This window comes from Streptomyces sp. NPDC005483 (genome assembly GCF_040606035.1).
In the GTDB taxonomy this organism is placed as follows: Bacteria; Actinomycetota; Actinomycetes; order Streptomycetales; family Streptomycetaceae; genus Streptomyces.
Genome location: NZ_JBEXEA010000018.1, coordinates 109493 through 131751, shown reverse-complemented (window position 1 = coordinate 131751; position 22259 = coordinate 109493). Strand labels below are relative to the sequence as shown.

20 protein-coding genes are annotated in these 22259 nt (G+C 71.4%); 10 read left to right on the top strand and 10 right to left on the bottom strand.

The window, feature by feature from the left end:
• The first annotated feature begins 113 nt into the window (after window positions 1-113).
• Window positions 114-1904, top strand: a complete 1791-nt coding sequence (locus ABZT06_RS31290; protein WP_355748359.1) for a DEAD/DEAH box helicase — start codon at window positions 114-116, stop codon at window positions 1902-1904.
• 303 nt (window positions 1905-2207) lie between these two features.
• Window positions 2208-2849, top strand: coding sequence for a helix-turn-helix domain-containing protein (locus ABZT06_RS31285; RefSeq protein WP_355748356.1), 642 nt, complete (start codon window positions 2208-2210; stop codon window positions 2847-2849).
• A gap of 139 nt (window positions 2850-2988) precedes the next feature.
• On the opposite strand, the gene ABZT06_RS31280 is transcribed toward ABZT06_RS31285, so the two are convergent.
• Window positions 2989-4530: a helix-turn-helix domain-containing protein gene (locus ABZT06_RS31280; protein WP_355748353.1), complete on the bottom strand. Its 1542-nt coding sequence runs from the start codon at window positions 4528-4530 to the stop codon at window positions 2989-2991.
• A 101-nt stretch (window positions 4531-4631) separates the two neighbouring features.
• Between ABZT06_RS31280 and ABZT06_RS31275 the strand changes: the two genes are divergently transcribed.
• Genes ABZT06_RS31275 through ABZT06_RS31265 form a run of 3 tightly spaced genes read left to right on the top strand, consistent with a single transcriptional unit; the run spans window position 4632 to window position 7335 of the window.
• Window positions 4632-5396: a chorismate synthase gene (locus ABZT06_RS31275; RefSeq protein ID WP_355748351.1), complete on the top strand. Its 765-nt coding sequence runs from the start codon at window positions 4632-4634 to the stop codon at window positions 5394-5396.
• Complete coding sequence (gene menC / locus ABZT06_RS31270) at window positions 5393-6502, top strand: o-succinylbenzoate synthase (protein ID WP_355748348.1); 1110 nt, start codon at window positions 5393-5395, stop codon at window positions 6500-6502. The genes ABZT06_RS31275 and menC overlap by 4 nt, the downstream gene beginning before the upstream one ends.
• A gap of 41 nt (window positions 6503-6543) precedes the next feature.
• Window positions 6544-7335 (top strand): S16 family serine protease, encoded by a 792-nt coding sequence (locus ABZT06_RS31265; protein WP_355748345.1) that lies wholly within the window; start codon window positions 6544-6546, stop codon window positions 7333-7335.
• On the opposite strand, the gene ABZT06_RS31260 is transcribed toward ABZT06_RS31265, so the two are convergent.
• The 6 genes from ABZT06_RS31260 to ABZT06_RS31235 form a co-directional block, all read right to left on the bottom strand.
• Complete coding sequence (locus ABZT06_RS31260) at window positions 7332-7514, bottom strand: hypothetical protein (RefSeq protein ID WP_355748342.1); 183 nt, start codon at window positions 7512-7514, stop codon at window positions 7332-7334. The genes ABZT06_RS31265 and ABZT06_RS31260 overlap by 4 nt on opposite strands.
• A gap of 9 nt (window positions 7515-7523) precedes the next feature.
• Window positions 7524-8099 (bottom strand): helix-turn-helix domain-containing protein, encoded by a 576-nt coding sequence (locus ABZT06_RS31255; RefSeq protein WP_355748339.1) that lies wholly within the window; start codon window positions 8097-8099, stop codon window positions 7524-7526.
• Between the two features lie 104 nt (window positions 8100-8203).
• Complete coding sequence (locus tag ABZT06_RS31250; RefSeq protein WP_355748575.1) at window positions 8204-8995, bottom strand: ABC transporter permease; 792 nt, start codon at window positions 8993-8995, stop codon at window positions 8204-8206.
• Window positions 8996-9015: 20 nt separating this feature from the next.
• Complete coding sequence (locus ABZT06_RS31245; protein ID WP_355748336.1) at window positions 9016-10260, bottom strand: betaine/proline/choline family ABC transporter ATP-binding protein; 1245 nt, start codon at window positions 10258-10260, stop codon at window positions 9016-9018.
• The gene (locus ABZT06_RS31240; protein WP_355748332.1) at window positions 10253-10900 is read right to left on the bottom strand and encodes an ABC transporter permease; all 648 of its coding nucleotides are present in this window, start codon (window positions 10898-10900) and stop codon (window positions 10253-10255) included. The genes ABZT06_RS31245 and ABZT06_RS31240 overlap by 8 nt, the downstream gene beginning before the upstream one ends.
• A gap of 34 nt (window positions 10901-10934) precedes the next feature.
• On the bottom strand, window positions 10935-11417 hold the full coding sequence (locus ABZT06_RS31235) for an Lrp/AsnC family transcriptional regulator (protein WP_355748329.1): 483 nt from the start codon (window positions 11415-11417) through the stop codon (window positions 10935-10937).
• Between the two features lie 126 nt (window positions 11418-11543).
• On the opposite strand from ABZT06_RS31235, the gene hppD reads away from it, so the two are divergent.
• Window positions 11544-12689 (top strand): 4-hydroxyphenylpyruvate dioxygenase, encoded by a 1146-nt coding sequence (gene hppD / locus ABZT06_RS31230; RefSeq protein ID WP_355748326.1) that lies wholly within the window; start codon window positions 11544-11546, stop codon window positions 12687-12689.
• Here hppD and ABZT06_RS31225 read toward each other — a convergent pair.
• A complete protein-coding gene (locus tag ABZT06_RS31225; protein WP_355748323.1) occupies window positions 12686-14104 on the bottom strand; it encodes a tetratricopeptide repeat protein in 1419 nt (472 codons plus the stop codon). The two genes, hppD and ABZT06_RS31225, sit on opposite strands and share 4 nt — an antisense overlap.
• Before the next feature lie 92 nt (window positions 14105-14196).
• On the opposite strand from ABZT06_RS31225, the gene ABZT06_RS31220 reads away from it, so the two are divergent.
• Window positions 14197-15603 (top strand): FAD-linked oxidase C-terminal domain-containing protein, encoded by a 1407-nt coding sequence (locus ABZT06_RS31220; RefSeq protein WP_355748320.1) that lies wholly within the window; start codon window positions 14197-14199, stop codon window positions 15601-15603.
• 31 nt (window positions 15604-15634) lie between these two features.
• Here the strand turns inward: ABZT06_RS31220 and ABZT06_RS31215 are convergent, their stop codons facing one another.
• On the bottom strand, window positions 15635-16111 hold the full coding sequence (locus tag ABZT06_RS31215; protein ID WP_355748317.1) for an SsgA family sporulation/cell division regulator: 477 nt from the start codon (window positions 16109-16111) through the stop codon (window positions 15635-15637).
• Between the two features lie 284 nt (window positions 16112-16395).
• On the opposite strand from ABZT06_RS31215, the gene ABZT06_RS31210 reads away from it, so the two are divergent.
• Window positions 16396-18018, top strand: a complete 1623-nt coding sequence (locus tag ABZT06_RS31210; protein WP_355748314.1) for an RDD family protein — start codon at window positions 16396-16398, stop codon at window positions 18016-18018.
• An 89-nt stretch (window positions 18019-18107) separates the two neighbouring features.
• Window positions 18108-18734: an RDD family protein gene (locus ABZT06_RS31205; protein WP_355748311.1), complete on the top strand. Its 627-nt coding sequence runs from the start codon at window positions 18108-18110 to the stop codon at window positions 18732-18734.
• Window positions 18735-19206: 472 nt separating this feature from the next.
• On the opposite strand, the gene ABZT06_RS31200 is transcribed toward ABZT06_RS31205, so the two are convergent.
• Window positions 19207-19467, bottom strand: coding sequence for a hypothetical protein (locus ABZT06_RS31200; RefSeq protein ID WP_355748308.1), 261 nt, complete (start codon window positions 19465-19467; stop codon window positions 19207-19209).
• Between the two features lie 337 nt (window positions 19468-19804).
• Here ABZT06_RS31200 and ABZT06_RS31195 point away from each other — a divergent pair, with 337 nt between their 5' ends.
• The gene (locus ABZT06_RS31195) at window positions 19805-22156 is read left to right on the top strand and encodes an immune inhibitor A domain-containing protein (protein ID WP_355748305.1); all 2352 of its coding nucleotides are present in this window, start codon (window positions 19805-19807) and stop codon (window positions 22154-22156) included.
• Window positions 22157-22259: the final 103 nt, after the last annotated feature.

The following is a 22259-nucleotide window of genomic DNA, read 5'->3' as shown; positions in this document are numbered from 1 at the left end:
CACCGTCCCCCGGCCCGGTCCGCACGTTGACGCCACCGGGCCGCCGGTAAGGTGACCCGGTCGTCATATCCAGCCGAAGAGACCGCCGAGCCGCTCGACCCTGTACGGAGACCGTGACTACCACCGCCGCCTCCTCCCACCACCTTTCCCCCGCCTTCCCCGGCCGGGCCCCCTGGGGCACCGCCAGCAAGCTGCGTGCCTGGCAGCAAGGGGCGTTGGACAAGTACGTCCAGGAGCAGCCGCGTGACTTCCTGGCCGTCGCGACGCCGGGGGCCGGTAAGACGACCTTCGCGCTCACGCTCGCGTCCTGGCTGCTGCACCACCACGTCGTGCAGCAGGTGACGGTCGTCGCGCCGACCGAGCATCTGAAGAAGCAGTGGGCCGAGGCGGCGGCGCGGATAGGGATCAAGCTGGATCCCGAGTACAGCGCCGGGCCGCTCGGCAAGGACTACCACGGGGTCGCCGTCACCTACGCGGGTGTGGGCGTACGGCCCATGCTCCATCGCAACCGCGTCGAGCAGCGCAAGACCCTCGTCATCCTCGACGAGATCCACCACGCCGGTGACTCCAAGTCCTGGGGCGAGGCGTGCCTGGAGGCCTTCGAGCCCGCCACCCGCCGGCTCGCGCTCACCGGTACGCCCTTCCGGTCCGACACCAACCCCATCCCCTTCGTCACGTACGAGGAGGGCAACGACGGCATTCGCCGGTCGGCCGCCGACTACACCTACGGGTACGGCAACGCGCTCGCCGACCATGTCGTGCGGCCCGTCATCTTCCTGTCCTACAGCGGGCAGATGCGGTGGCGGACCAAGGCCGGTGACGAGATCGCCGCTCGGCTCGGCGAGCCCATGACGAAGGACGCCATCTCGCAGGCCTGGCGTACGGCGCTCGACCCGCGCGGTGAGTGGATGCCGAGCGTGCTGCGCGCCGCCGATCAGCGGCTCACCGAGGTCAGGAAGGCAATCCCGGACGCCGGTGCCCTCGTCATCGCCTCCGACCAGGACTCCGCGCGCGCCTACGCCAAGCTGATCCGCGAGATCACCGGCAACAAGGCGACCCTGGTCCTGTCCGACGACGCCGGGGCCTCGAAGCGGATCGACGACTTCAGCGCGAGCAACGACCGGTGGATGGTCGCCGTCCGCATGGTGTCGGAGGGCGTCGACGTGCCCCGGCTGGCGGTGGGGGTGTACGCCACCACCATCTCCACGCCCCTCTTCTTCGCCCAGGCGGTCGGCCGTTTCGTACGGTCCCGGCGGCGCGGCGAGACCGCCTCCGTCTTCCTCCCGACCGTCCCGGACCTGCTGACCTTCGCCAACGAGATGGAGGTCGAGCGCGACCACGCCCTCGACAAGCCGAAGAAGGACGGCGAGGACGACCCGTACGCCGAGTCCGAGAAGGAGATGGAGGAGGCGAACAAGGAGGAGGACGAGGACACCGGCGAGCAGGAGCAGTTCGCCTTCGAGGCGCTGGAGTCCGAGGCCGTCTTCGACCGGGTGCTGTACGACGGTGCCGAGTTCGGTATGCAGGCGCATCCGGGGAGCGAGGAGGAGCAGGACTACCTCGGCATCCCGGGGCTGCTGGAGCCCGACCAGGTGCAGCTCCTCCTCCAGAAGCGGCAGGCCCGGCAGATCGCGCACAGCCGCAAGAAGCCGGACTCCGAGGCGGACCTGCTGGAGCTGCCCGCCGAGCGGCGGCCCGTGGTCTCGCACAAGGAGATGATGGAGCTGCGCAAGCAGCTCAACACCATGGTCAGCGCGTACACCCACCAGAGCGGCAAGCCTCACGGTGTGATCCACACCGAGCTGCGCCGGGTGTGCGGCGGGCCGCCGAGCGCCGAGGCCACGGCCGGGCAGCTGCGGCAGCGGATCGCCAAGGTGCAGGAGTGGGCCACCCGGATGCGGTGACGCGCGGCGCCTGTCGTGCCGCGGCGACGGACCGTACGTATCAGGACAAACGGAGTGGTCCGTACCGGCAGCTGCCCGGATTCTGGACGGAGGCTTCCGCTGAGCGAACCCGCTTCGCTACTGTCCCGCTACGCACACGCCCCGTGGCAGCGCCGCCGCGGAGCGCAGCCGTGAAGCGACGCGGCCCGGAAAGAGACCGGGCCGCCGGCCGATCGGCGGCCTCTGAAGCGCGTCACCGACGGGACTCGGTGACGCAACGCCGCTCGGAGGTCGCCGACCTCACCACTTGGAGGAGTGGGCGTCGTGACCGCGGAGACCTCTCAGACGCTTGACCGGGGACTGCGTGTCCTCAAGCTCCTGGCCGACACGGACCACGGGCTCACCGTCACCGAGCTTTCCAACAAACTGGGCGTGAACCGGACCGTGGTGTACCGGTTGTTGGCCACGCTGGAGCAGCATGCCCTCGTACGGCGTGATCTCGGCGGGCGGGCCCGGGTGGGGCTCGGGGTGCTGCGGCTCGGACGGCAGGTGCATCCGCTGGTACGGGAGGCCGCGCTGCCCGCGCTGCGCTCGCTCGCGGAGGACATCGGGGCGACGGCTCATCTCACGTTGGTGGACGGTGCCGAGGCGCTGGCCGTGGCCGTCGTGGAGCCGACGTGGACGGACTATCACGTGGCATATCGGGCCGGGTTCCGGCATCCGCTGGACCGCGGGGCCGCGGGGCGGGCGATTCTCGCGGCTCGGCAGCAGGGGTTCGGGGAGCCGGGCTACCTGCTGACGCACGGGGAGCTGGAGGCCGGGGCGAGTGGGGCGGCCGCTCCGCTGCTCGGGGTCACCGGGGTCGAGGGCAGTGTCGGGGTCGTGATGCTGGCGGACGCGGTGCCGGAGCGGGTGGGGCCGCGGGTGGTGGACGCGGCACGGGAGGTCGCGGAGGCGCTGCGCTAGCTGAGCGGTGCGGTGCGGTGCGGTTTCGTCGTCGGCCGCGGGGTCGGTGGGGGCTGGTCGCGCAGTTCCCCGCGCCCCTGAGTGGGTGCGGTCGCCGCCGGCCGGCCCGCCTTCGCTGCCTGCCTGGCCTGCCGCGTGCTCAACCGGCGGCCACCGTGGGCCCGAGCCCCGCCAGCACCCTCAACTGCAGCCACAGCACCAGCCGTTCGTCGGGGTCGTCCAGGTCGATCCCGAGGTGCCGGCGCACCTGCTTCAGCCGGTAGCGGCACGTGTTCGGATGCACGGCGAGCAGCGCCGCCGCCCGCGCCATGTCGCAGCCCGCGTCGAACCAGCAGACCAGCGTGCGGGCGTGGTCCGTCCCGTGCTCACCGTCGTACGCCAGCACCCGCCGCCACGAGCCCGCGCTCAACTCCCGCTGGTCACCGAGCACTTCGGCCAGCCTCAGCAGTGTCACCCGCGCCCGCACCTCCTCGACCGTCGCCACCGGCAGCGAGGGTCCGAGCACCCGCAGCACCAGATCGGCGTCCGTCCGCGACCCGGCCACCTCCGCGAGCCCGGCCACCACCTCGCCCAGCCCCGCCCGCACCGGCACCCTGAGTGCCTGTCCGGCCCGCGCCACGATGTCCTCCGCGAGCCGCTTGTGACGGACCCCGGGGGCCGGCAGCAACGCGTACACCACCCCGTCGACCAGTACGCACGCGTGCCGTCCGTACCGGGCCTCGCACTGCAGCCGTACGACATCCAGGAGCCGCAGTCCGGTCTGCTCGGCATCCGGAAGGCCGGCCGCTTCCAGGGCGAAGGCCGCCACCCGCACCGGGCCCTCCATCCCCAGCCGCCCGGCAGAGGCGTCCGCCGTGCCCTCCAGCACCCGCCGCAGCAGGTCACTGCTCTGGTGCCGGGCCAGCTCCTGCGCCGCCCGCGCCCGCAGGAGGAGCAGGGCCGCCGTCGACGCCCCCTGGACGAGCGTGTCCTCCGCGTCCGCCGCGAGCGTGCCGTCGTCGACGACCCACACCGAGCCGAGGGTCTCCCCGGCGGCCCGGACGGCGACCGCGAGGCGCGGCAGCTCACTGTCCCGCAGCGCGGGCAGTCGTACCGGGCCGTCGGCCGCGAACAGCGTCCGGTACTCGTCGCTGTTCTCCGCGGCCGCCGGTACCTGGAGGCCCAGGATGCCCTGGCGGCGGACCTCGTCGACCGGCTGGCCGGGGACGGTGGAGTAGGCGAGGATCCGCCGGCGTGGGTCCTCCACGGCGGTGGCCCCGCCGGTCGCCGCCGCGATGGCGTCGGCGAGGGCGAAGAGGTCGCCCTGGCCGCCCGTCGACGGGACCGGCCGGGCGCCGATCGCCGAGGCCAGCAGCAGGTGCGCCTGGTGCCAGGCGATGTCCTCGGCGATGGACAGCAGCGCGACGCCGTAATTCTGCGCCTCGGCCGTCGGCCCGTCCGGTCCCCGGACCACCAGCCCGGTCATCCCGGCCTCCGCGGCCACCCTCACCAGCGGCCCGGCCGCGGCCGCCCGCACCCCGACCGCCAGCAGCAGCGCGCCTGGTACCCGGGGGAGCGGGGCGTGGGCGTCGTGGAGGAGCGCCTGTGTGACCGGGGCGGTGAGCCCGGCGGGTGCGGTGTGCAGCCGTACGGAGGTGCCGCCGACGAGATCCAGGAGGTCACCGAGGGTGCAGGTGTCCATGGGTGCCCCCGAGAATGTATTGGCCGATCCGCAAAGAAACCTATGCGTGTGTTGTACGGCCGCACAACCCTGGGCGCTCGACCGGGCCGCACACTCGGCACATGACAGAAATGAGCATCCGTACCGTCCACGACGTCGCAGGCCTCGGTGCCGTCAGCGCGTACTTCGGCGAGGTGTGGCGGTCCGCGCCGGCGGCCCCGCCCTACCCGGCCGAGGTGCTGCACAGCCTGGTCCACGCGGGCGGCGCGGTGCACGCCGCGTACGACGGTGAGCATCTCGCCGGAGCCAGCGTCGCCGTGTTCGGGCCGCCGGGTTCGCAGGAGGTGTACTCCCTGGTCGCCGCCGCGGAGCGCGGCCTCGGACAGGCGGTGAAGCAGGCGCAGCGGGTCTGGGCGCTCGGCCTCGGCGCCCGCACCATGCGCTGGACCTTCGACCCGCTGGTCGGCCGCAACGCCCGCTTCAACCTGGCCAAGCTGGGCGCGGTCGGCACCGAGTACCTCGTCGACTTCTACGGCCCCATGAGCGACGGCGTGAACGGCGGCGACGAGAGCGACCGGCTGGCGGTGACCTGGGACCTGACGGCGCCGGCCCGGTCGTACGACGATCCGGGGGACCGCGAGGCCGCGCCCGCCACCCACCACGCCCCCGACGGAGGAGTCCTCGCCCGCCGCGACCCCGCCGGCCTGCACGTCTGGTGCCGGGTCCCGGACGACATCGTCAAGCTGCGGGCCGCCGACCCGGTGCTCGCGCTGCGCTGGCGGCGGGCCGTGCGCGAGGTGTTCACGGAGGCGTTCGGGCAGGGGTTCCGGGCGACCGGGATGTCCCGGGACGGCTGGTACACCCTCACCAAGGAGGCCGTCGCATGAAGCTGGAGCGCGTCGAGGTCGTCCATGTGGCGATCCCGCTGGTCAGCCCCTTCCGCACTTCCTTCGGCACGATGACCACGAAGGACACCTTCCTGCTGCACGTCGTCACGGACAGCGCCGAGGGCTGGTCGGAGTTCGCCGCCGACCCGCAGCCGCGCTACTGCTCGGAGTTCGTCGCGGGCGCGGAACTCGTGCTGCGGGACTTCCTGATCCCGAGGGTGGCGGCGCTGCCCGCGCTCACGGCGGCGCTGGTCGGGCCCGCCGTCGGCGGGATCAAGGGGCACGAGCTGGCGAAGGCGGCCCTGGAGACGGCGGTGCTGGACGCGGAGCTGCGGTCGTACGGCATGCCGCTGGCGGTGTATCTCGGCGCGGTGCGCGAGCGGGTGCCGGCGGGGGTGTCGGTCGGCATCAAGGAGTCGGTCGCCGAGCTGCTGGACGACGTCGAGCGGTATCTCGCCGAGGGGTACGTCCGGATCAAGCTGAAGATCGAACCGGGCTGGGACCTCGAGCCGGTACGGGCCGTACGCGAGCGCTTCGGCGCCGCCCTGCCCCTCCAGGTCGACGCCAACACCGCGTACACGCTCGCGGACGCGGAGCACCTGCGGCGGCTCGACGAGTTCGGGCTGCTGCTGATCGAGGAGCCGCTGGACGAGAACAACCTGTACGGCCACGCGCGCCTCCAGAGCCGTATCGCCACCCCCGTCTGCCTCGACGAGTCCCTGCACAACGCCCGGGACACCGCCTCCGCGATCGCGATGGACGCGTGCCGGGTCGTGAACGTCAAGCCCGCGCGCGTGGGTGGCTACCTGGAGGCCCGCCGCATCCACGACGTGGCGCGCGCGCACGGCGTGCCGGTGTGGTGCGGCGGCATGCTGGAGACGGGAATCGGCCGCGCCCCGAACCTCGCCCTGGCCGCCCTGCCCGGCTTCACGCTCCCCGGCGACACCTCGGCCTCCGCCCGCTACTTCGCCGAGGACATCACCGAGCCGTTCGTCCTGGCCGACGGCCACCTGCCGGTACCCCGCACGCCTGGCATCGGTGTCGAACCGCGGCCCGACATCCTGCGGCGCTTCACGCGCGCGAGACGGGATCTGTACCCGGCCTGACCGGTCGTGGCCGGAAGTGACCGCCGCGTTAGATTGATCCCGTGCTCTCACGCCTCACGCGCCCCCAGGCCGTCGCCGTATGCGCCCTGCCCGTCGTGGCACTGGTCGCCACGGCCCTCTTCGCGCCGCTGCCGTTCTCGCTGGCGCAGCCCGGGATGACGGCGAACGTGCTCGGCAAGAACGAGGGCACGGCGGTGATCACCATCTCCGGGGCCAGGACCCGTACGACGAGCGGGCAGCTGCGGATGACGACCATCGAGGCGACCGGGCCCGACACGCGCGTCACGCTCGGCGACGTCTTCGACAGCTGGTTCCGCACCGACCAGGCGGTCATGCCCCGCGACGCGGTCTACCCGAGCGGGCAGAGCGTCAAGGAGATCGAGAAGCACAACACCGCGCAGATGAAGGAGTCGCAGGACGCGGCGACCCAGGCGGCCCTCGGCTATCTCAAGCTCAGCGACGACAAGGTCAAGGTCACGCTGAAGCTCGCTGACGTCGGGGGGCCGAGCGCTGGGCTGCTGTTCACCCTGGGGATCATCGACAAGCTCGACGGTGACGGCGCCGGGGGCGACCTCACGGGCGGTCGCACCATCGCCGGGACGGGCACGATCGACGCGGACGGCACGGTCGGCGCGGTGGGCGGCGTGGCGCTGAAGACGCAGGCCGCGAAGCGGGACGGGGCGACGGTGTTCCTGGTCCCCAAGGACGAGTGCGGCGACGCGAAGGCGGAACTGCCGAAGGGGCTGCGGCTGATCCCGGTGACGTCCCTGAAGGGCGCGGTGAGCGCGCTGACCTCGCTGGAGTCGGGCAAGGGGTCCGTCCCCGCCTGCTAGTGCGCGAAGGCCGGCCTGGGGGAGACCAGGCGGAGACCGACCTCCACCAGGGTCCAGCCGAGCCGGGTCCTGATGTCGTACGGCCGCCTGGCCTGCGCGGCGAGACGGTAGGCGTCGGCCTCGGCGCGGAGGTCGGCGGCGCGGGTGCGATGCAGGGCGAGGTGGGTCTCGGGGTGCATGCTGGGGCCTCAGTCCGTCTCGATGGGGAAAAGGTGCGTGTGGATGCGTACTTGCTCCGCGCCGGGGTCCTCGTCGGTGACCCGGCCGCGGTAGTCGGTGATCAGGGCGTGCATCTTGTCGACGAGCTCAGTGGCCAGTTCGGGTGTGAGCTGGAGCGTCATGTCGCTCATGTCGGAACCGCGGGTCCACTCGGCGGACCAGTGGTTCCGGGTGCTGAGCCAGCCGGACATCTCGCGTGCGTGGGTGGCGGCGATCTCGTGCAGGTAGATCTCGGCCATCCCGCGTACTTCCGGTCCCGCGCCGTCGAACTCGGTGGTGTCGAAGGTCAGTCCCTGGTCCACGGCCTTCCACCACCGCTCCCGCCCCTTGCCGTGCTCGGGAGCGTCGGCGATGAAGCCGTGCTCGGCGAGCTGGCGCAGGTGGTAGCTGGTGGCGCCGCTGGACTCGCCCAGCCGCTCGGCGAGCATCGAGGCGGTGGCAGGACCGCGCCGGCGTAGCGCGTTGAGCAGTTCCATCCGCAGGGGATGGGCGAGGCCGCGCAGTGAACGGGCGTCGAGTTTCCGTACGTTGGGCTCTTCCGGCATGCGTACAAAGATAGCTATGCAAAGACTCCTTTGCAACGAGTTCTTTGTAAGTTCCGGTCCCTACTTCACGATGACCGCCGGGGCCGGCGTCAGAGGCATGCATCTCATGTCCCGTCCTCCAACCCCCGTGGCCTCAGCAGCACTTCGGCCAGTGAGGCCAGCCAGTCGACCAGCAGGGCCAGGGTCACCGTGAGAATCGAGCCGAGCATCAGTACGGGCATCCGCTGGTTGGTGATGCCGGTCGTGATCAGGACGCCCAGGCCGCCGCCTCCGCCGAAGGCCGCGAGGGTCGCCGTGCCCACGTCGAGGACCAGGGCCGTGCGGACGCCCGCGAGGATCAGCGGGACGGCCAGCGGGAGTTCGACGCGGGACAGGACGCCCAGGGACGACATGCCGATGCCGCGTGCCGCCTCCAGCAGGGCCGGGTCGTTCGCCTTGAGGCCCGCGATGGTGTTCGACAGGACCGGCAGGACGGCGTAGGCGACGATGCCGATCAGGGACGCCTTCGTGCCCGTGCCCAGCCAGATCACCAGCAGGGCCAGCAGGCCGATCGCCGGGGTCGCCTGACCCATGCTGGCCACCGCCATCGCCACCGGGCTCGCCTTGCGCAAGGCCCTGCGGGTCAGCGCGATGCCCAGCGGGATCGCGATGATCAGCACGAAGAACGTCGAGATCACCGTCAGCTTCACCGTCTGCCACAGCGCTTTGGACACCTGCCCGTTCGACAGCGCGTTCTCCGTGAGCGGGTCCAGGTCGGCCTGCGCGAACCACAGCCAGGTCGCGAGCAGGACCGCCACCAGGAACGCGGGCAGGAGGGTCAGCTTCTGCCAGGTCACCCGCCTCCTGAGCGGGGCCGGAGGTGCCGACGGACGACGGGCGGGCAGGATCTGTTCCACCTGCGAGATCTCCGACGTCGTCACGCTGTCCGCTCCCCTCCGCCGAGGCCCTCCGGCTCGGCGTGCGTCCGGGCGGTCCGGACCTCCTCCAGCTCGTCCTGGTGCTCCACGGCCTCCGGACGGTCGGCCTTCAGGAGCTCGTGCACGGAGTTCATGAGCGTCTCCATGTCGACGACACCCGTGTATTCCCCGCGCCGCCCGGTCACCGCGACCCGCCCCGCCTGGTCGGTCAGCACGGCCCCCAGCGCGTCCCGCAGCGTCGCGTCCCTGGTCACCGTGTCGCTCACCGGCGTCCCGGCCCGGACCAGCGACCCCCTGGCGCGCATCAGGTCCCCGCGCCTGAGCCACTTGTACGGCCGTCCGCGCCTGTCGAGCAGCAGGATCTCGTTCGTCCCGCTGCCCCGCAGCTTGTTGCGGATCTCCTGGAGCGGGTCGTCGACGGTCACCGTCGGGTAGTCGGTGACCTCGACGTCCCGTACGCGGGTGAGGCTCAGCCGCTTGAGCGCCCCCCCGGCGCCGACGAACCCGGACACGAAGTCGTCGGCCGGGTTGGTCAGGATCGCCTCCGGGGTGTCGAACTGGGCGATGCGTGACCGTTCGCGCAGGACGGCGATCCGGTCACCCAGCTTGACCGCCTCGTCGAAGTCGTGGGTGACGAAGACGATCGTCTTGTGCAGCTCCCGCTGCAGACGGATCAGCTCGTCCTGGAGATGATCACGGGTGATCGGGTCGACCGCCCCGAACGGCTCGTCCATCAGCAGGACGGGCGGATCGGCCGCGAGCGCCCTCGCCACCCCCACCCGCTGCTGCTGGCCGCCGGACAGCTGACGCGGATAGCGGCCGTGGAACTCGCCGGGGTCGAGCCCCACGAGGTCGAGCAGCTCCGCCACGCGCTCCTTGATCCGGCCCTTTCCCCAGCCGATCATCCTCGGCACCAGCGCGATGTTCTGCGCGACCGTCATGTGCGGGAAGAGCCCGGCCGACCGGATGGCGTAGCCCACGTTGCGGCGCAGCTCGACCGGATCGCTTTCGGTCACGTCCTCGCCGTCGATCCGGATGCGCCCGCCGGTCGGCTCGACCAACCTGTTGATCATCTTCAGTGTCGTCGACTTGCCGCATCCGGGCGGCCCCACGAGGACGACGGTCTCGCCCGCCTTGATCTCCAGGGTGACGTTGTCGACGGCCGGCTGCGGACTGCCGGGATACCTCTTGGTCAGGCCCTCCAGCTCGATGGACGCACCTGAGGTGCCGGACGTCTCAGACACGGATCCCCCTCGGAATCGTCAGCCGTCCGATCAGGACGTACGCGGCGTCGAACAGCAGGGCGAGGACGATGATCCCGAGTGTTCCGGCGAGCACCTGGTTGAGCGCGTTCCTGCTGCCCAGGGAGGCGATGCCGCGAAAGATCTCGTTGCCGAGGCCGGGCCCGGAGGCGTAGGCGGCGATCGCCGCGATGCCCATCAGTATCTGCGTCGAGACCCGGATCCCGGTCAGGATCGGCGGCCAGGCGAGCGGCAGCTCGACCCGCATCAGGCGCATCACCCCGGACATCCCGATGCCGGAGGCTGCGTCCACCAGCGCGGGGTCGACCCCGCGCAGGCCGACGATCGCGTTACGGACGACCGGCAGCAGCCCGTACAGCGTCAGGGCGATCACCGTGGGCGGCACACCCAGCCCCACGGCGGGGACGAGCAGACCGATCATGGCGAGCGACGGGACGGTCAGGATCGACGAGGTGGCCGTCGTGGCGAGGCCGCCCGCCCATTCGCTGCGATAGGTCACGACGGCGATCAGCACTCCGATCACCGTCGCCACGACCATGCACTGGAAGACGACGCTCGCGTGCTGGTAGGCGTCCGTGAGCAGCTGCTGGTGGCGGTTGCCGAGGTACTCCCAGAAGTTCACACCGCCTCCTCCCGCGATGGCCACGCCGGTCACGTCACGTCCCGTGCGCCTCCTGAAGACTCGCCTGCTCCACCAGCGGGATGATCCGCAGCGGAACGGGGTTCTCCATGACGATCGCGGTGGCGGCCCGGACGATCCCATCGAAACCGACAACCCGGTCGATCACACGTTGGAGATCGGCGTTGGAGCGGGCCACCAGGCGGCACAGCATGTCCCCGCTGCCGGTGGTGGTGTGCAGCTCCAGGACCTCCGGCACGGTCGCCAAGTGCGCCCGCACGTCGGCCCCTTGCCCCTGCCGGATCTGGAGCGTGGCGAACGCGGTCACCGGGTAGCCGAGCGCCGCCGGATCGACCTGCGGACCGAACCCCCGGATGACTCCGTTCGACTGAAGCCGGTCGAGCCGCGCCTGCACGGTCCCCCGGGCCACCCCCAGCCGCCGGGACATCTCGAGGACCCCGATCCGCGGTTCCCGCGCGAGGAGCACGATGATCCGCCCGTCCAGCTCGTCGATCCCCACGGCAGCCTCCTGAAGAGATGGTCATCCTGTACAGAGAGGCCGCCGATACGGCCGTATCGCTGAACACATTGCCCAGTGGATACGCAAACTATTGCGCACCTTGCAGAGCGGAGCCAGGCTTCGGACATGACGCAGACCACACACCACACTCCCGACACCGCACGGCAGGCCGACCCCTTCCCGGTCAAGGGAATGGACGCGGTCGTCTTCGCCGTCGGCAACGCCAAGCAGGCGGCGCACTACTACTCGACCGCCTTCGGTATGCGCCTTGTCGCCTACTCCGGACCGGAGAACGGCAGCCGAGAGACCGCCTCGTACGTGCTGGAGAACGGCTCGGCCCGTTTCGTGTTCACCTCGGTCATCAAGCCGGCCACGCCCTGGGGTCATTTCCTCGCCCAGCACGTGGCCGAGCACGGCGACGGCGTGATCGACCTCGCCATCGAGGTCCCGGACGCCCGCCGCGCCTACGCCTACGCCGTCGAACACGGCGCCCGCCCGGTCGCGGAGCCGTACGAGCTGAAGGACGAGCACGGCACGGTCGTCCTCGCCGCGATCGCCACTTACGGCGAGACCCGCCACACCCTGGTCGAGCGCTCCGGCTACGACGGCCCGTACCTGCCCGGCTACGCCGCGGCCGCCCCGATCGTCGCACCGCCCGCCCACCGCACCTTCCAGGCCGTCGACCACTGCGTCGGCAACGTCGAGCTCGGCCGGATGAACGAGTGGGTCGGCTTCTACAACAAGGTCATGGGCTTCACGAACATGAAGGAGTTCGTGGGCGACGACATCGCCACCGAGTACAGCGCGCTGATGTCGAAGGTCGTGGCCGACGGCACCCTCAAGGTGAAGTTCCCGATCAACGAGCCCGCCATCGCCAAGAAGAAGTCCCAGATCGACGAGTACCTGGAGTTCTACGGCGGCGCGGGCGTCCAGCACATCGCGCTGAACACCAACGACATCGTGCAGACCGTACGGACCATGCGCGCGGCGGGAGTCCAGTTCCTCGACACCCCGGACTCCTACTACGACACCCTCGGCGAGTGGGTCGGCGACACCCGCGTACCGGTCGACACGCTCCGGGAGCTGAAGATCCTGGCCGACCGCGACGAGGACGGCTATCTGCTGCAGATCTTCACCAAGCCGGTCCAGGACAAGCCGACCGTGTTCTTCGAACTCATCGAACGGCACGGCTCGATGGGCTTCGGGAAGGGCAACTTCAAGGCGCTGTTCGAGGCCATCGAGCGGGAGCAGGAGAGGCGGGGCAACCTCTAGTCCCCGGGCGGCTCGTCCGGTACGTCCCCCATCGCCGCCAACGCCTCCCGCGCCTCCCGCACCCGCGAGGGCGAGAACCAGGGGTTGATCCGCAGGGCCTCCTGGAGATGGCGGCGCGCGGGGGCGTACTGCTTCAACGCCCGCTCGGTCATGCCCAGATGAAAGGCGTACGGCGCGCTGCGCACCCCGCCCCCGTGCACCTTGTCCGTCGCGATCCGGGCGTACCGCAGGGCCTCCCGGTCCTGTCCCGCCCGGTGCAGCGCCCACCCCAGCGCGTCGGCCACCGCGATCCCCGGCTGCCGCAGCCACTCGGCCCGCAACCGCCGTACGGCAGCGGCCGGGTCGCCGTGGTCCGCCTCGAACTGCCCGAGCACCAGCTCCTCGTCGGCCCCGCCCGCCGCGGCGCGTTCCACCGCCGCCCACAGCAGGTCGTACTGCACCCCGGCGGCCTGCCACAGCCCAAGCGACTCGTACAACTCGCCTAGCTCCAGGGCGTATTGGGGCAGCGGCTGCTTCGCGAGGGCCATCCGGTAGGCGTTCAGGGCCTCCGTCGTGCGGCCCAGTGCCGCAAGGGCCCGGCCCTGCCCGGCCTGCGCGGCCCGTTGGTCGGGGTCGAGCCGGACCGCCTCCTGGAAGTGCCGCAGCGCGTCCTCGCGGTCGCCGCGCTCCCACGCGAGCTGCCCGGCCCGCTCCAGATACGCGGCCCGCTCGGCCGGCGCCTCCGCCCCCGCCGCCGCGTCGGCGAGCTCGGCCGCCGCGTCCTCGCGCCAGCCCCGGTCCCGGTACACGGCAGCCGCCCGGGCCTTCACCGCCGGCCCCGACCGCAGCTTCGTGAGCCGCTCCAGCGCCCCACGGGCCGCCTTGTAGTCACCGAGCCCCGTGTACGCGTCGATCAGCGCCGGATACGTCGTCCACCGCTTCGGCTCCAGCTGCCGCGCCTCCTCACCCCAGGTCCGCGCGGTCCGGAAGTCCCGGCGCGCGTTCGCGAGGGCGGCCAGACCACCGAGGGCCTGCGCGCTCCTGCGCACCTTCAAGGACGTCCGCAGGCGGTCCTCGGCCTTCACGTAGAACGTCGTGTCGGCCGTCCGCCGCCCCTGCTCGACGTACGCCGTCCCGAGCACCGCCCACGACTCGGCGTCCTCGGGATGCCTGCGCAGATGGGCCTCCCGTTCACCGATCAGGGCCGCCAGGTCGGGCAGCGCGGCCGGCACCCCCGCGGCGACCGCCGTCAGCGCCTGGGTCCCCGGCGCGGGGGCCGGAGCGCGGGTCACCGTCCGCTGCGCGGGCAGCAGCATCAACGCCGTGCCGAGCACCGCGCAGCCCGCGACCGCGGCGATCACCAGACGCCCGTGGAGCCGGGCCCGCCGCTCCTCCCGCCGCTCCGCCGGCCGGTTCTCCGTCGCTTGGTTCTCCATGGCGCTCACTGTGCGCCAGTACGACGACCCCGCCCCGGTATGCGGCGGCTGCCCCTGGTGGGGTTCACACCGATGGCCCCCGGTGCGACGCTGTGATCATGAGCCGTATCGAAGCCCCCCGCGACGAGGTCACCGGCAACCTGGTGGACCGGCTGCTCACCGGCCTGCCCGCCGAAGCCGTTCTCACCGACCCGGACGTCACGGTCTCCTACGCCAACGACATGGCGAGCTTCTGCCCGGCCGGCACCCCCGCCGTGGTCGTCCTGCCGCGCACGGTCGAACAGGTCCAGCACGTCATGCGCGTCGCCACCGAACTGCGCGTCCCGGTCGTCCCCCAGGGTGCCCGCACGGGTCTGTCGGGCGCCGCCAACGCCTCCGACGGCTGCATCGTGCTGTCCCTGACGAGGATGGACCGGATCCTGGAGATCAACCCGGTCGACCGGATCGCCGTCGTCGAACCCGGCGTCGTCAACGCGACCCTCTCCCGCGCGGTGAACGAACTCGGCCTCTACTACCCGCCGGACCCCTCCAGCTGGGAGATGTGCACGATCGGCGGCAACATCGGCACCGCCTCCGGCGGGCTGTGCTGCGTCAAGTACGGAGTCACGGCGGAGTACGTCCTCGGACTGGACGTCGTCCTCGCCGACGGGCGGCTCATGTCCACCGGCCGCCGTACGGCCAAGGGGGTCGCCGGATACGACCTGACCCGCCTCTTCGTCGGCTCGGAGGGCTCGCTCGGCATCGTCGTGCAGGCGGTCCTGGGCCTTCGGCCGAAGCCGCCCGAGCAGCTGGTGCTGGCCGCCGAGTTCTCCTCCGGGGCCGCCGCCTGCGACGCGGTGTGCCGGATCATGGAGGGCGGGCACGTGCCGTCCCTCCTCGAACTGATGGACCGTACGACCGTCAAAGCCGTCAACGACCTGGCGCACATGGGACTCCCGGAGACCACCGAGGCCCTGCTCCTCGCGGCCTTCGACACCACGGACCCGGCCGCCGACCTCGCCGCCCTCGGCGCCCTGTGCGAGGCCGCCGGTGCCACGCAGGTCGTCCCGGCGGAGGACGCGGCCGAGTCCGAGCTGCTGCTCCAGGCCCGCAGGCTCTCCCTGACCGCGCTCGAAGCCGTCAAGGGCACCACGATGATCGACGACGTGTGCGTGCCCCGCTCCCGGCTCGGCGAGCTGCTCGAAGGGACCGAGCGGATCGCCGAGAAGCACCGGCTCACCATCGGTGTCGTCGCCCACGCGGGTGACGGCAACACCCACCCCACGGTCTGCTTCGACGCCGCCGACGCCGAGGAGTCCCGGCGCGCCCGTGAGTCCTTCGACGAGATCATGGCCCTCGGCCTGGAACTCGGCGGCACGATCACCGGGGAACACGGCGTGGGCGTACTCAAGAAGGAGTGGCTGGCGCGTGAGATCGGACCGGTGGGGGTGGAGATGCAGCGGGCGGTGAAGGGGGTCTTCGACCCGCTGGGCATCCTGAACCCGGGCAAACTGTTCTGACCGGCGTCCGGCAGAAGGACCGGCCGTAGGGTCACTCCCCGTCCGCCGACTCGTCGCTCGGCCACGGGTCGCACAGCCAGAGATCGTCGGCCGGCGTCCGGGCCAGCAGCTCGGCGAGGCCGTCGTCGATCCCGAGCTGCGCCGCCTCGGAGCCCGGCGGGACCGCCCTCAGCGTGCGCTCCAGCCAGGCCGCAACCTGCGTGGCCGGGGCCTCCAGGAGGGCGTCGCCGTCGGGGGAGCTCAGCGCCATCAGCACGACACCGCGCCCCTCGACCTTCGTCGGCCACACCCGCACGTCCCCGTGCCCGGACAGGCGGAACACCCCCTCCACGAGGAGTTCGCGGGCGAACGTCCAGTGGACGGGGTGGTCCGAGCCGATGTGGAAGGTGACGTGGACGGCGAAGGGGTCGTCGCTGCGGTAGTCCAGCCGGGCCGGGACCGGGATGCTGCGCTCGGGCGACAGGATGAGTTTGAGCTCCAGTTCGCGCTCTACCACCGTGTGGGGCATGTCGTTCGTTCCTCTCTCGTCTCTCGGCTCTTGGCTTTCGGCCTTGTCCGGGGCCCGTGGTGGGCCCGTACGAGTGGAGAGGGGGGAGGGGGCGGGATCATTACGCGGGTTCGGCGAACTTTTTTCCGGCTGCCGTCACGGCCGGCGTCACGGCCTGAGTCACGGCCGGCGTCAGTTCGTGCTCAAAAGGAGTGGGTCCCGTGGGACTGGCGGTGGGTCTTGCGCCGGTCTGATAGATGTGGAGCCCCCTCTATTGACCCCCGAGCAGATACGGGACGACGGACATGAGCGCCCCAACCCCGGCACCCGGTGACGACAGGCCCCGCGAGGGCTATTACCCGGACCCGTCCATTCCTGGATATGTCCGTTACTGGAACGGTGCCTCCTGGGTGCCGGGCACCAGCCGTCCCGCCCCGGCGGCCGGCGAACCGCTCGGGCCGCCGTCCGGCGCGGGTTCCGCCCCGTCCACGTCTCCGGTGGAGGAGACGGGCCCGCACTTCTTCGACGAGGACCCGGCCGAGGAACCCCCGCACCCCGGCACCCAGCACGGCGGCCGCCCCGAACCCGCGTCCGCGTGGGCGGCCGACCGGGCCCACCAGGCGGGCTTCGGCGGCGACCAGGACCGCCGGGTGTCGTGGGGGTCTCCGCAGGCAGCCGGGCAGGCTCAGCAGGGGGCGCCTCAGCAGGTTCCGCACCAGGGGGCTCAGCAGGGGCCGCAGGGAGCCCAGCCCGGCGTACCGCGGGCTTCGCAGGGCGCCGACCCGCGGGTGCCCGGTCCGGGGCGGCCCGCCGACGGTTCCTCCCCGGCGCAGCCGGACGGTCACGCGGCCCGTACCGACGGCACGGCGACGATCCCGCCCGCCGAGCCGGACGAGGGCGGCGGCACGCGTGTCTTCCGCAGGCCCACGGCCGGGTCCGGGGGAGCGGGGGCCGCCCAGCAGTCCGACGACGGCACGATGAAGTTCCGCGCGCTCTCCCCGCGCACGGCGCAGCAGGGCGCGGGGCCCGGGGCGCAGAACGGAAGCACGCCCGGACCCGGGTATGCCGGGCCCACCGCGCAGCCCTCCGGGGCCGGTGGCACCGCGGGCCCCGAGGCCCCGGGTTTCGGTGCGGGCAAGGCGGCCGCCGAGCGTGCCGCGGCGGCCGCTGCCACGGCCCTCTCCGGCCCCCAGCAGGCCGCCCCCGCGCCCGGCCCGCAGACGGCCCCTCCGGGCGTACCGCAGCAGGGCCCGCCGCACCCGGGCGTCCCTCAGCAGGCCGCAGGATCCCAGGCCGCCGCGACTCCCATGAGCCAGGGCCCCGGTGGCGGTCAGCCCTCCTGGGCCCAGCAGGTGCACCGGCTCGCCGGGCCCGACGAGGAGCAGCCCGCCCCCTGGAAGCCGCCGGTCGAGGACATCTTCCAGGCGGCTGCCCGCCGCCAGGCCGCGGCCAGGCCCGCCGGCCTCGGCAAGCGCCTGGCCGCACGCCTCCTCGACACCCTCGTCGTCGGCGCGGTGACCGCCGTGGCCGCCGTCCCGCTCGGCACCAAGGCGGCCGACCACATCAACGAGAAGATCGACGCGGCCAAGCTCTCCGGCGAGACCGTGACGGTCTGGCTGCTCGACGGCACCACGTCGGTGTACCTCGGCATCGTGGTCGCCGTACTCCTCGTCGCCGGCGTCCTGTACGAGGCGCTGCCCACCGCGAAGTGGGGCCGCACCCTCGGCAAGAAGCTGTTCGGCCTGGAGGTGCGGGACATCGAGGGCCATGAGCCGCCGTCCTTCGGCGGGGCCCTGCGCCGCTGGCTGGTCTACAGCGTGCCGGGTCTGCTCGGCATCGGTCTCGTGGGTGTCGCCTGGTGCCTGTTCGACCGGCCGTGGCGCCAGTGCTGGCACGACAAGGCGGCGCATACGTTCGTGGCGGGCTGAGCGGGTCGCACGAACGGCGTACCGGATTCGGTACTCCGGACGGCCGCTCGCCGGATGCGGGGCCGGGGGGTTCGCGGTCCACTCGGGCCATGAGCAGTGAACCGCCACCCGGCTCCGGCGGGCAGCCGCCGGATGACGACCCGTTCAGGAAGCAGCCCCCGCCCTCCGAGGGCTCGGGATCGCCGTACAGCACACCGCCGCCGCCCTACGGCGGCACTCCGCCCGGCGGCGACCCGTACGGCGGCGGCCCCACGGACCCGCTGGCCGGCATGCCGCCGCTCGCGCCCAGCGGGAGGCGCACGCTCGCCCGCATCATCGACATGATCCTGGTGGGCATCGTCGTCTGGCTGATCACCTGGGGCTTCGGGGTGAGCGAGTACGACGTCAGCAGCGACAACATGCAGGTCGGCAAGTCGCTCGCCCAGTCGGCGCTCGCGGCGGTGCTCTACATCGCCTACGACACCGTCCTGATCTCCCGGTCCGGGCAGACGCTCGGCAAGAAGTGGCTCGACATGCGGGTGGCGAACCTCGAGAACGGCTCCACGCCCTCCGTCCAGACCACGCTGACCCGCTCGGCGGTGCTGTGGATCCCGTTCGCGTTCTGCTGCGCCTGCATCTGGACCGCGATCTCGGGCGGCTGGAGCTACTTCGACAAGCCCTACAAGCAGGGCCTGCACGACAAGGCGGCGAAAACGGTGGTAGTCACCACGGACTGACCCGGACGGGCCCGGTCTGTGGGCTTGGTGGAGCCGGGTGCCTTGACGGTCCGGGGTCAGCGGGGCTGGGCACTGGGCCTGTCCCGGATCGCGTGAGGTCGGGTGCGTCAGTTGCCCGGGGGCCCGGCGGGGTAGGGCGTATCGGCCGTCTGGGTCCGTGAGTCAGGCGGATGAGCGGTCCGGGGCCGGTGCGGTTGTGTGTGTACGACCAACCACCGGCCAGGTGCGGCCCGCCGCAGCCGATCCGGCGGTTCTTGGCGGCGGAGTTCAGGGTGTGTGCGTGCCCGGGGTGGGTGTGGCCACGGATCGGGCGCCCACGGGCGGCAGGGCCCGGCAGGTGAACCCGCGGGGCCCGGTGACGTCCAACGCGTGTGGCGCGGCGGTCAGTCGGTGAACCCAGGCCGTACGACCACGGGCCCGGCTTGCCCCCGACGAGGGCGAACCGGAGCCCACGCTCAAGCCAACGCAGTGCTCAGGCGGCGGTCTTGGAGCCGGAGGCCACCGCGGGTACCGGCTCCTCCGCCGGGCGCTGCACGGGCCTGTTCACTGCGACGACGCGGGACTTGGGCTGCGGCACCGTCATGGCGACCAGCAGGCCGAGGGCGAGCGCCGAGACCGCGATGACCGCGGTCCCCACGGCCGAACTCGTCTGTGACAGCAGCAGCATGGCGAGCGTCGAGAAGATGACGGTGATCGAACCGTAGGCGATCTGTGCGGCGGTCGGACGAGGCATGGCAATCGTGTCCTCGGAATTGGGGGTCCACGGGGGGTGTCGGCCTGGCATTCCGCCGACACCCGGGCGTTCCGCCAATCGACTCTAATCGGCTGTGTGCCCGAGTGGAACGAACAGTAAGCGTGACCTAACCAACAGTGCCGGAGCACAGGGGGCGCACGGAGTCATGACGTCCATCAAGTGGACAGCTGTGCGCGCCTGTCGTGTTGCCGTCACGTGTCCGCAATACGAACACCGGCTCCCAATAATGCACTTGTCGGGTTCAAGTCAAGGTCTGTCTTTTCTCCTCAAACTTTAGTCAAATACCGGTCACTTGCCTGATAGGGGAGAGGTACAAGTGACTGACAGATCCTGGACGTTCAGGACGGCAGCGACGGTCGTGGCGATAGCCGCGGCCTCGGCCACGTTCTCCACGTTCGCCGTGGCTCAGGCCGCGGACAACTCCGCCGGGACCTCCGCGGTCGACCGGCAGGACCCGCAGCCGGCGAAGGCCAGGGAGCACGACTTCGACGGCCCGCTGACCAAGACCCGGCAGGCGCAGCGAAAGGAGGCGCTCGACCAGGTCATATCCGGCGACGCCGCGGTGAAGAACCGCGACGGCTCCAAGGTGGTCGAGCTCAAGAGCCGCAAGGGCGACAGCAAGTACGTCGAACTCGGCCGCGAGAAGACCGACAAGATCTTCACCATCCTGGTCGAGTTCGGCGACCAGATCGACCCCCGCTACGGCGGCACGGCCGGCCCGCTGCACAACCGGATCGCCCAGCCGGACCGCAAGCAGAACAACAGCACGGCCTGGCAGGCGGACTACAACCAGGCGCACTTCCAGGACCTCTACTTCGGCACCGGCAAGAAGACCGAGTCGCTGAAGAAGTACTACGAGAAGCAGTCCTCGGGCCGCTACTCGGTCGACGGCGAGGTCACCGACTGGGTCAAGGTCCCCTACAACGAGGCCCGTTACGGCTCCAACAAGGCCTCCACCGGCGCCTGGTACGCGGTCCAGGACGGCGTCAACGCCTGGGTCGCCCAGCGCGAGGCCGCCGGGGACACCGCCGCCGAGATCAGCGCGGAACTGGCCGAGTTCGACCAGTGGGACCGCTACGACTTCGACGGCGACGGCAACTTCAACGAGCCCGACGGCTACATCGACCACTTCCAGATCGTGCACGCCGGCGAGGACGAGTCCGCGGGCGGCGGCGCCCAGGGCGAGGACGCCATCTGGGCGCACCGCTGGTACGCCTTCGGCACCGACGCCGGCTCCACCGGCCCCTCCGGCAACAAGCTCGGCGGCACCCAGATCGGCGACACCGGCGTCTGGGTCGGCGACTACACCATCCAGCCGGAGAACGGCGGCCTGGGCGTCTTCGCCCACGAGTACGGCCACGACCTCGGCCTGCCCGACGAGTACGACACCTCCGGCGGCGGCGAGAACTCCACCGGCTTCTGGACGCTGATGTCCTCCGGCTCCTGGCTCGGCACCGGCAAGGACTCCATCGGCGACCTGCCCGGCGACATGAACGCCTGGGACAAGCTCCAACTGGGCTGGCTCGACTACGACGTGGCCACGGCCGGCAAGCGCTCCGCCCACAAGCTGGGCGTCGCGGAGTACAACACCAAGAACCCGCAGGCGCTCGTGGTCCAGCTGCCGAGGAAGACGGTCACCACCCCGGTGGTCACCCCGGCGCAGGGCGCGACGCAGTGGTGGAGCGGCAGCGGTGACGACCTGCGCAACACCCTGACCCGCCCGGTCGACCTGACCGGCAAGTCGTCGGCGGCGCTGACCCTCGACGGCTGGTGGGACATCGAGCAGGACTTCGACTACCTCTACACCGAGGTCTCCACCGACGGCGCCAACTGGACGCCGATCGACGGCACTCTGGCCGACGGCACCGCCATCCCGCGTGACGGCAGCGGCAAGCCCGCCCTCACCGGCTCGGTCGACGCCTACCAGAAGCTGACCTTCCCGCTGAACGCCTACGCGGGCCAGAAGGTCCAGCTGCGCTTCCGCTACCAGACCGACGGCGGGGTCGCCCTGAAGGGCTTCGCGGCCGACGAGATCACGGTGACCGCCGACGGCGCGACCCTCTTCTCCGACAACGCCGAGACGGCCGACGCCGCCTGGACCGCGAACGGCTTCTCGCGCATCGGCTCCTCGATCACGGATGACTACGCGCAGTACTACCTCGCCGAGAACCGCCAATACGTGTCCTACGACAAGGTGTTGAAGGTCGGCCCGTACAACTACGGCTTCTCGACGACCCGTCCGGACTGGGTGGAGCACTACGCCTACCAGAACGGCCTGTTGATCTGGAAGTGGGACACCTCCCAGGCGGACGACAACACCAGCCAGCACCCGGGCGAGGGTCTGATCCTCCCGGTCGACTCCCACCCGACCGCGCTGAAGTGGTCCGACGGCACGCTGATGCGCAACCGCATCCAGGCCTACGACTCCACCTTCAGCTGGTACCCGACGGACTCGGTCACGCTGCACAACGCCGACGTCCCGACGAAGATCAAGTCCAAGCCGGGCGTCCCGGTCTTCGACGACGGCACGTCGAGCTACTACGACGCGTCGAACCCGTTCGCCGGCGTCGACATCACTGACACCGACACCCGGATCAAGATCGTCAAGGAGCCCCTGGACGGCTCGACGATCACGCTCCAGGTCGGACCTTCGGCCAAGAAGAAGTAAAACCACAGGTCAGAAGCGTATCGGCGGCAACCCCTGGCGGGTTGCCGCCGATCGTGTTTAGGTGCGTCCTGTGGCTTCCTTATTGACACCGACGCACACGGGG

What these genes read in the sequence shown, in the direction of transcription:
- ABZT06_RS31280 (WP_355748353.1), bottom strand. Translation starts at nt 4,530, where the DNA reads ATGGACACCTGCACCCTCGGTGACCTCCTGGATCTCGTCGGCGGCACC.
- ABZT06_RS31275 (WP_355748351.1), top strand. Translation starts at nt 4,632, where the DNA reads ATGACAGAAATGAGCATCCGTACCGTCCACGACGTCGCAGGCCTCGGT.
- menC (WP_355748348.1), top strand. Translation starts at nt 5,393, where the DNA reads ATGAAGCTGGAGCGCGTCGAGGTCGTCCATGTGGCGATCCCGCTGGTC.
- ABZT06_RS31260 (WP_355748342.1), bottom strand. Translation starts at nt 7,514, where the DNA reads ATGCACCCCGAGACCCACCTCGCCCTGCATCGCACCCGCGCCGCCGAC.
- ABZT06_RS31255 (WP_355748339.1), bottom strand. Translation starts at nt 8,099, where the DNA reads ATGCCGGAAGAGCCCAACGTACGGAAACTCGACGCCCGTTCACTGCGC.
- hppD (WP_355748326.1), top strand. Translation starts at nt 11,544, where the DNA reads ATGACGCAGACCACACACCACACTCCCGACACCGCACGGCAGGCCGAC.
- ABZT06_RS31225 (WP_355748323.1), bottom strand. Translation starts at nt 14,104, where the DNA reads ATGGAGAACCAAGCGACGGAGAACCGGCCGGCGGAGCGGCGGGAGGAG.
- ABZT06_RS31215 (WP_355748317.1), bottom strand. Translation starts at nt 16,111, where the DNA reads ATGCCCCACACGGTGGTAGAGCGCGAACTGGAGCTCAAACTCATCCTG.
- ABZT06_RS31210 (WP_355748314.1), top strand. Translation starts at nt 16,396, where the DNA reads ATGAGCGCCCCAACCCCGGCACCCGGTGACGACAGGCCCCGCGAGGGC.
- ABZT06_RS31205 (WP_355748311.1), top strand. Translation starts at nt 18,108, where the DNA reads ATGAGCAGTGAACCGCCACCCGGCTCCGGCGGGCAGCCGCCGGATGAC.
- ABZT06_RS31200 (WP_355748308.1), bottom strand. Translation starts at nt 19,467, where the DNA reads ATGCCTCGTCCGACCGCCGCACAGATCGCCTACGGTTCGATCACCGTC.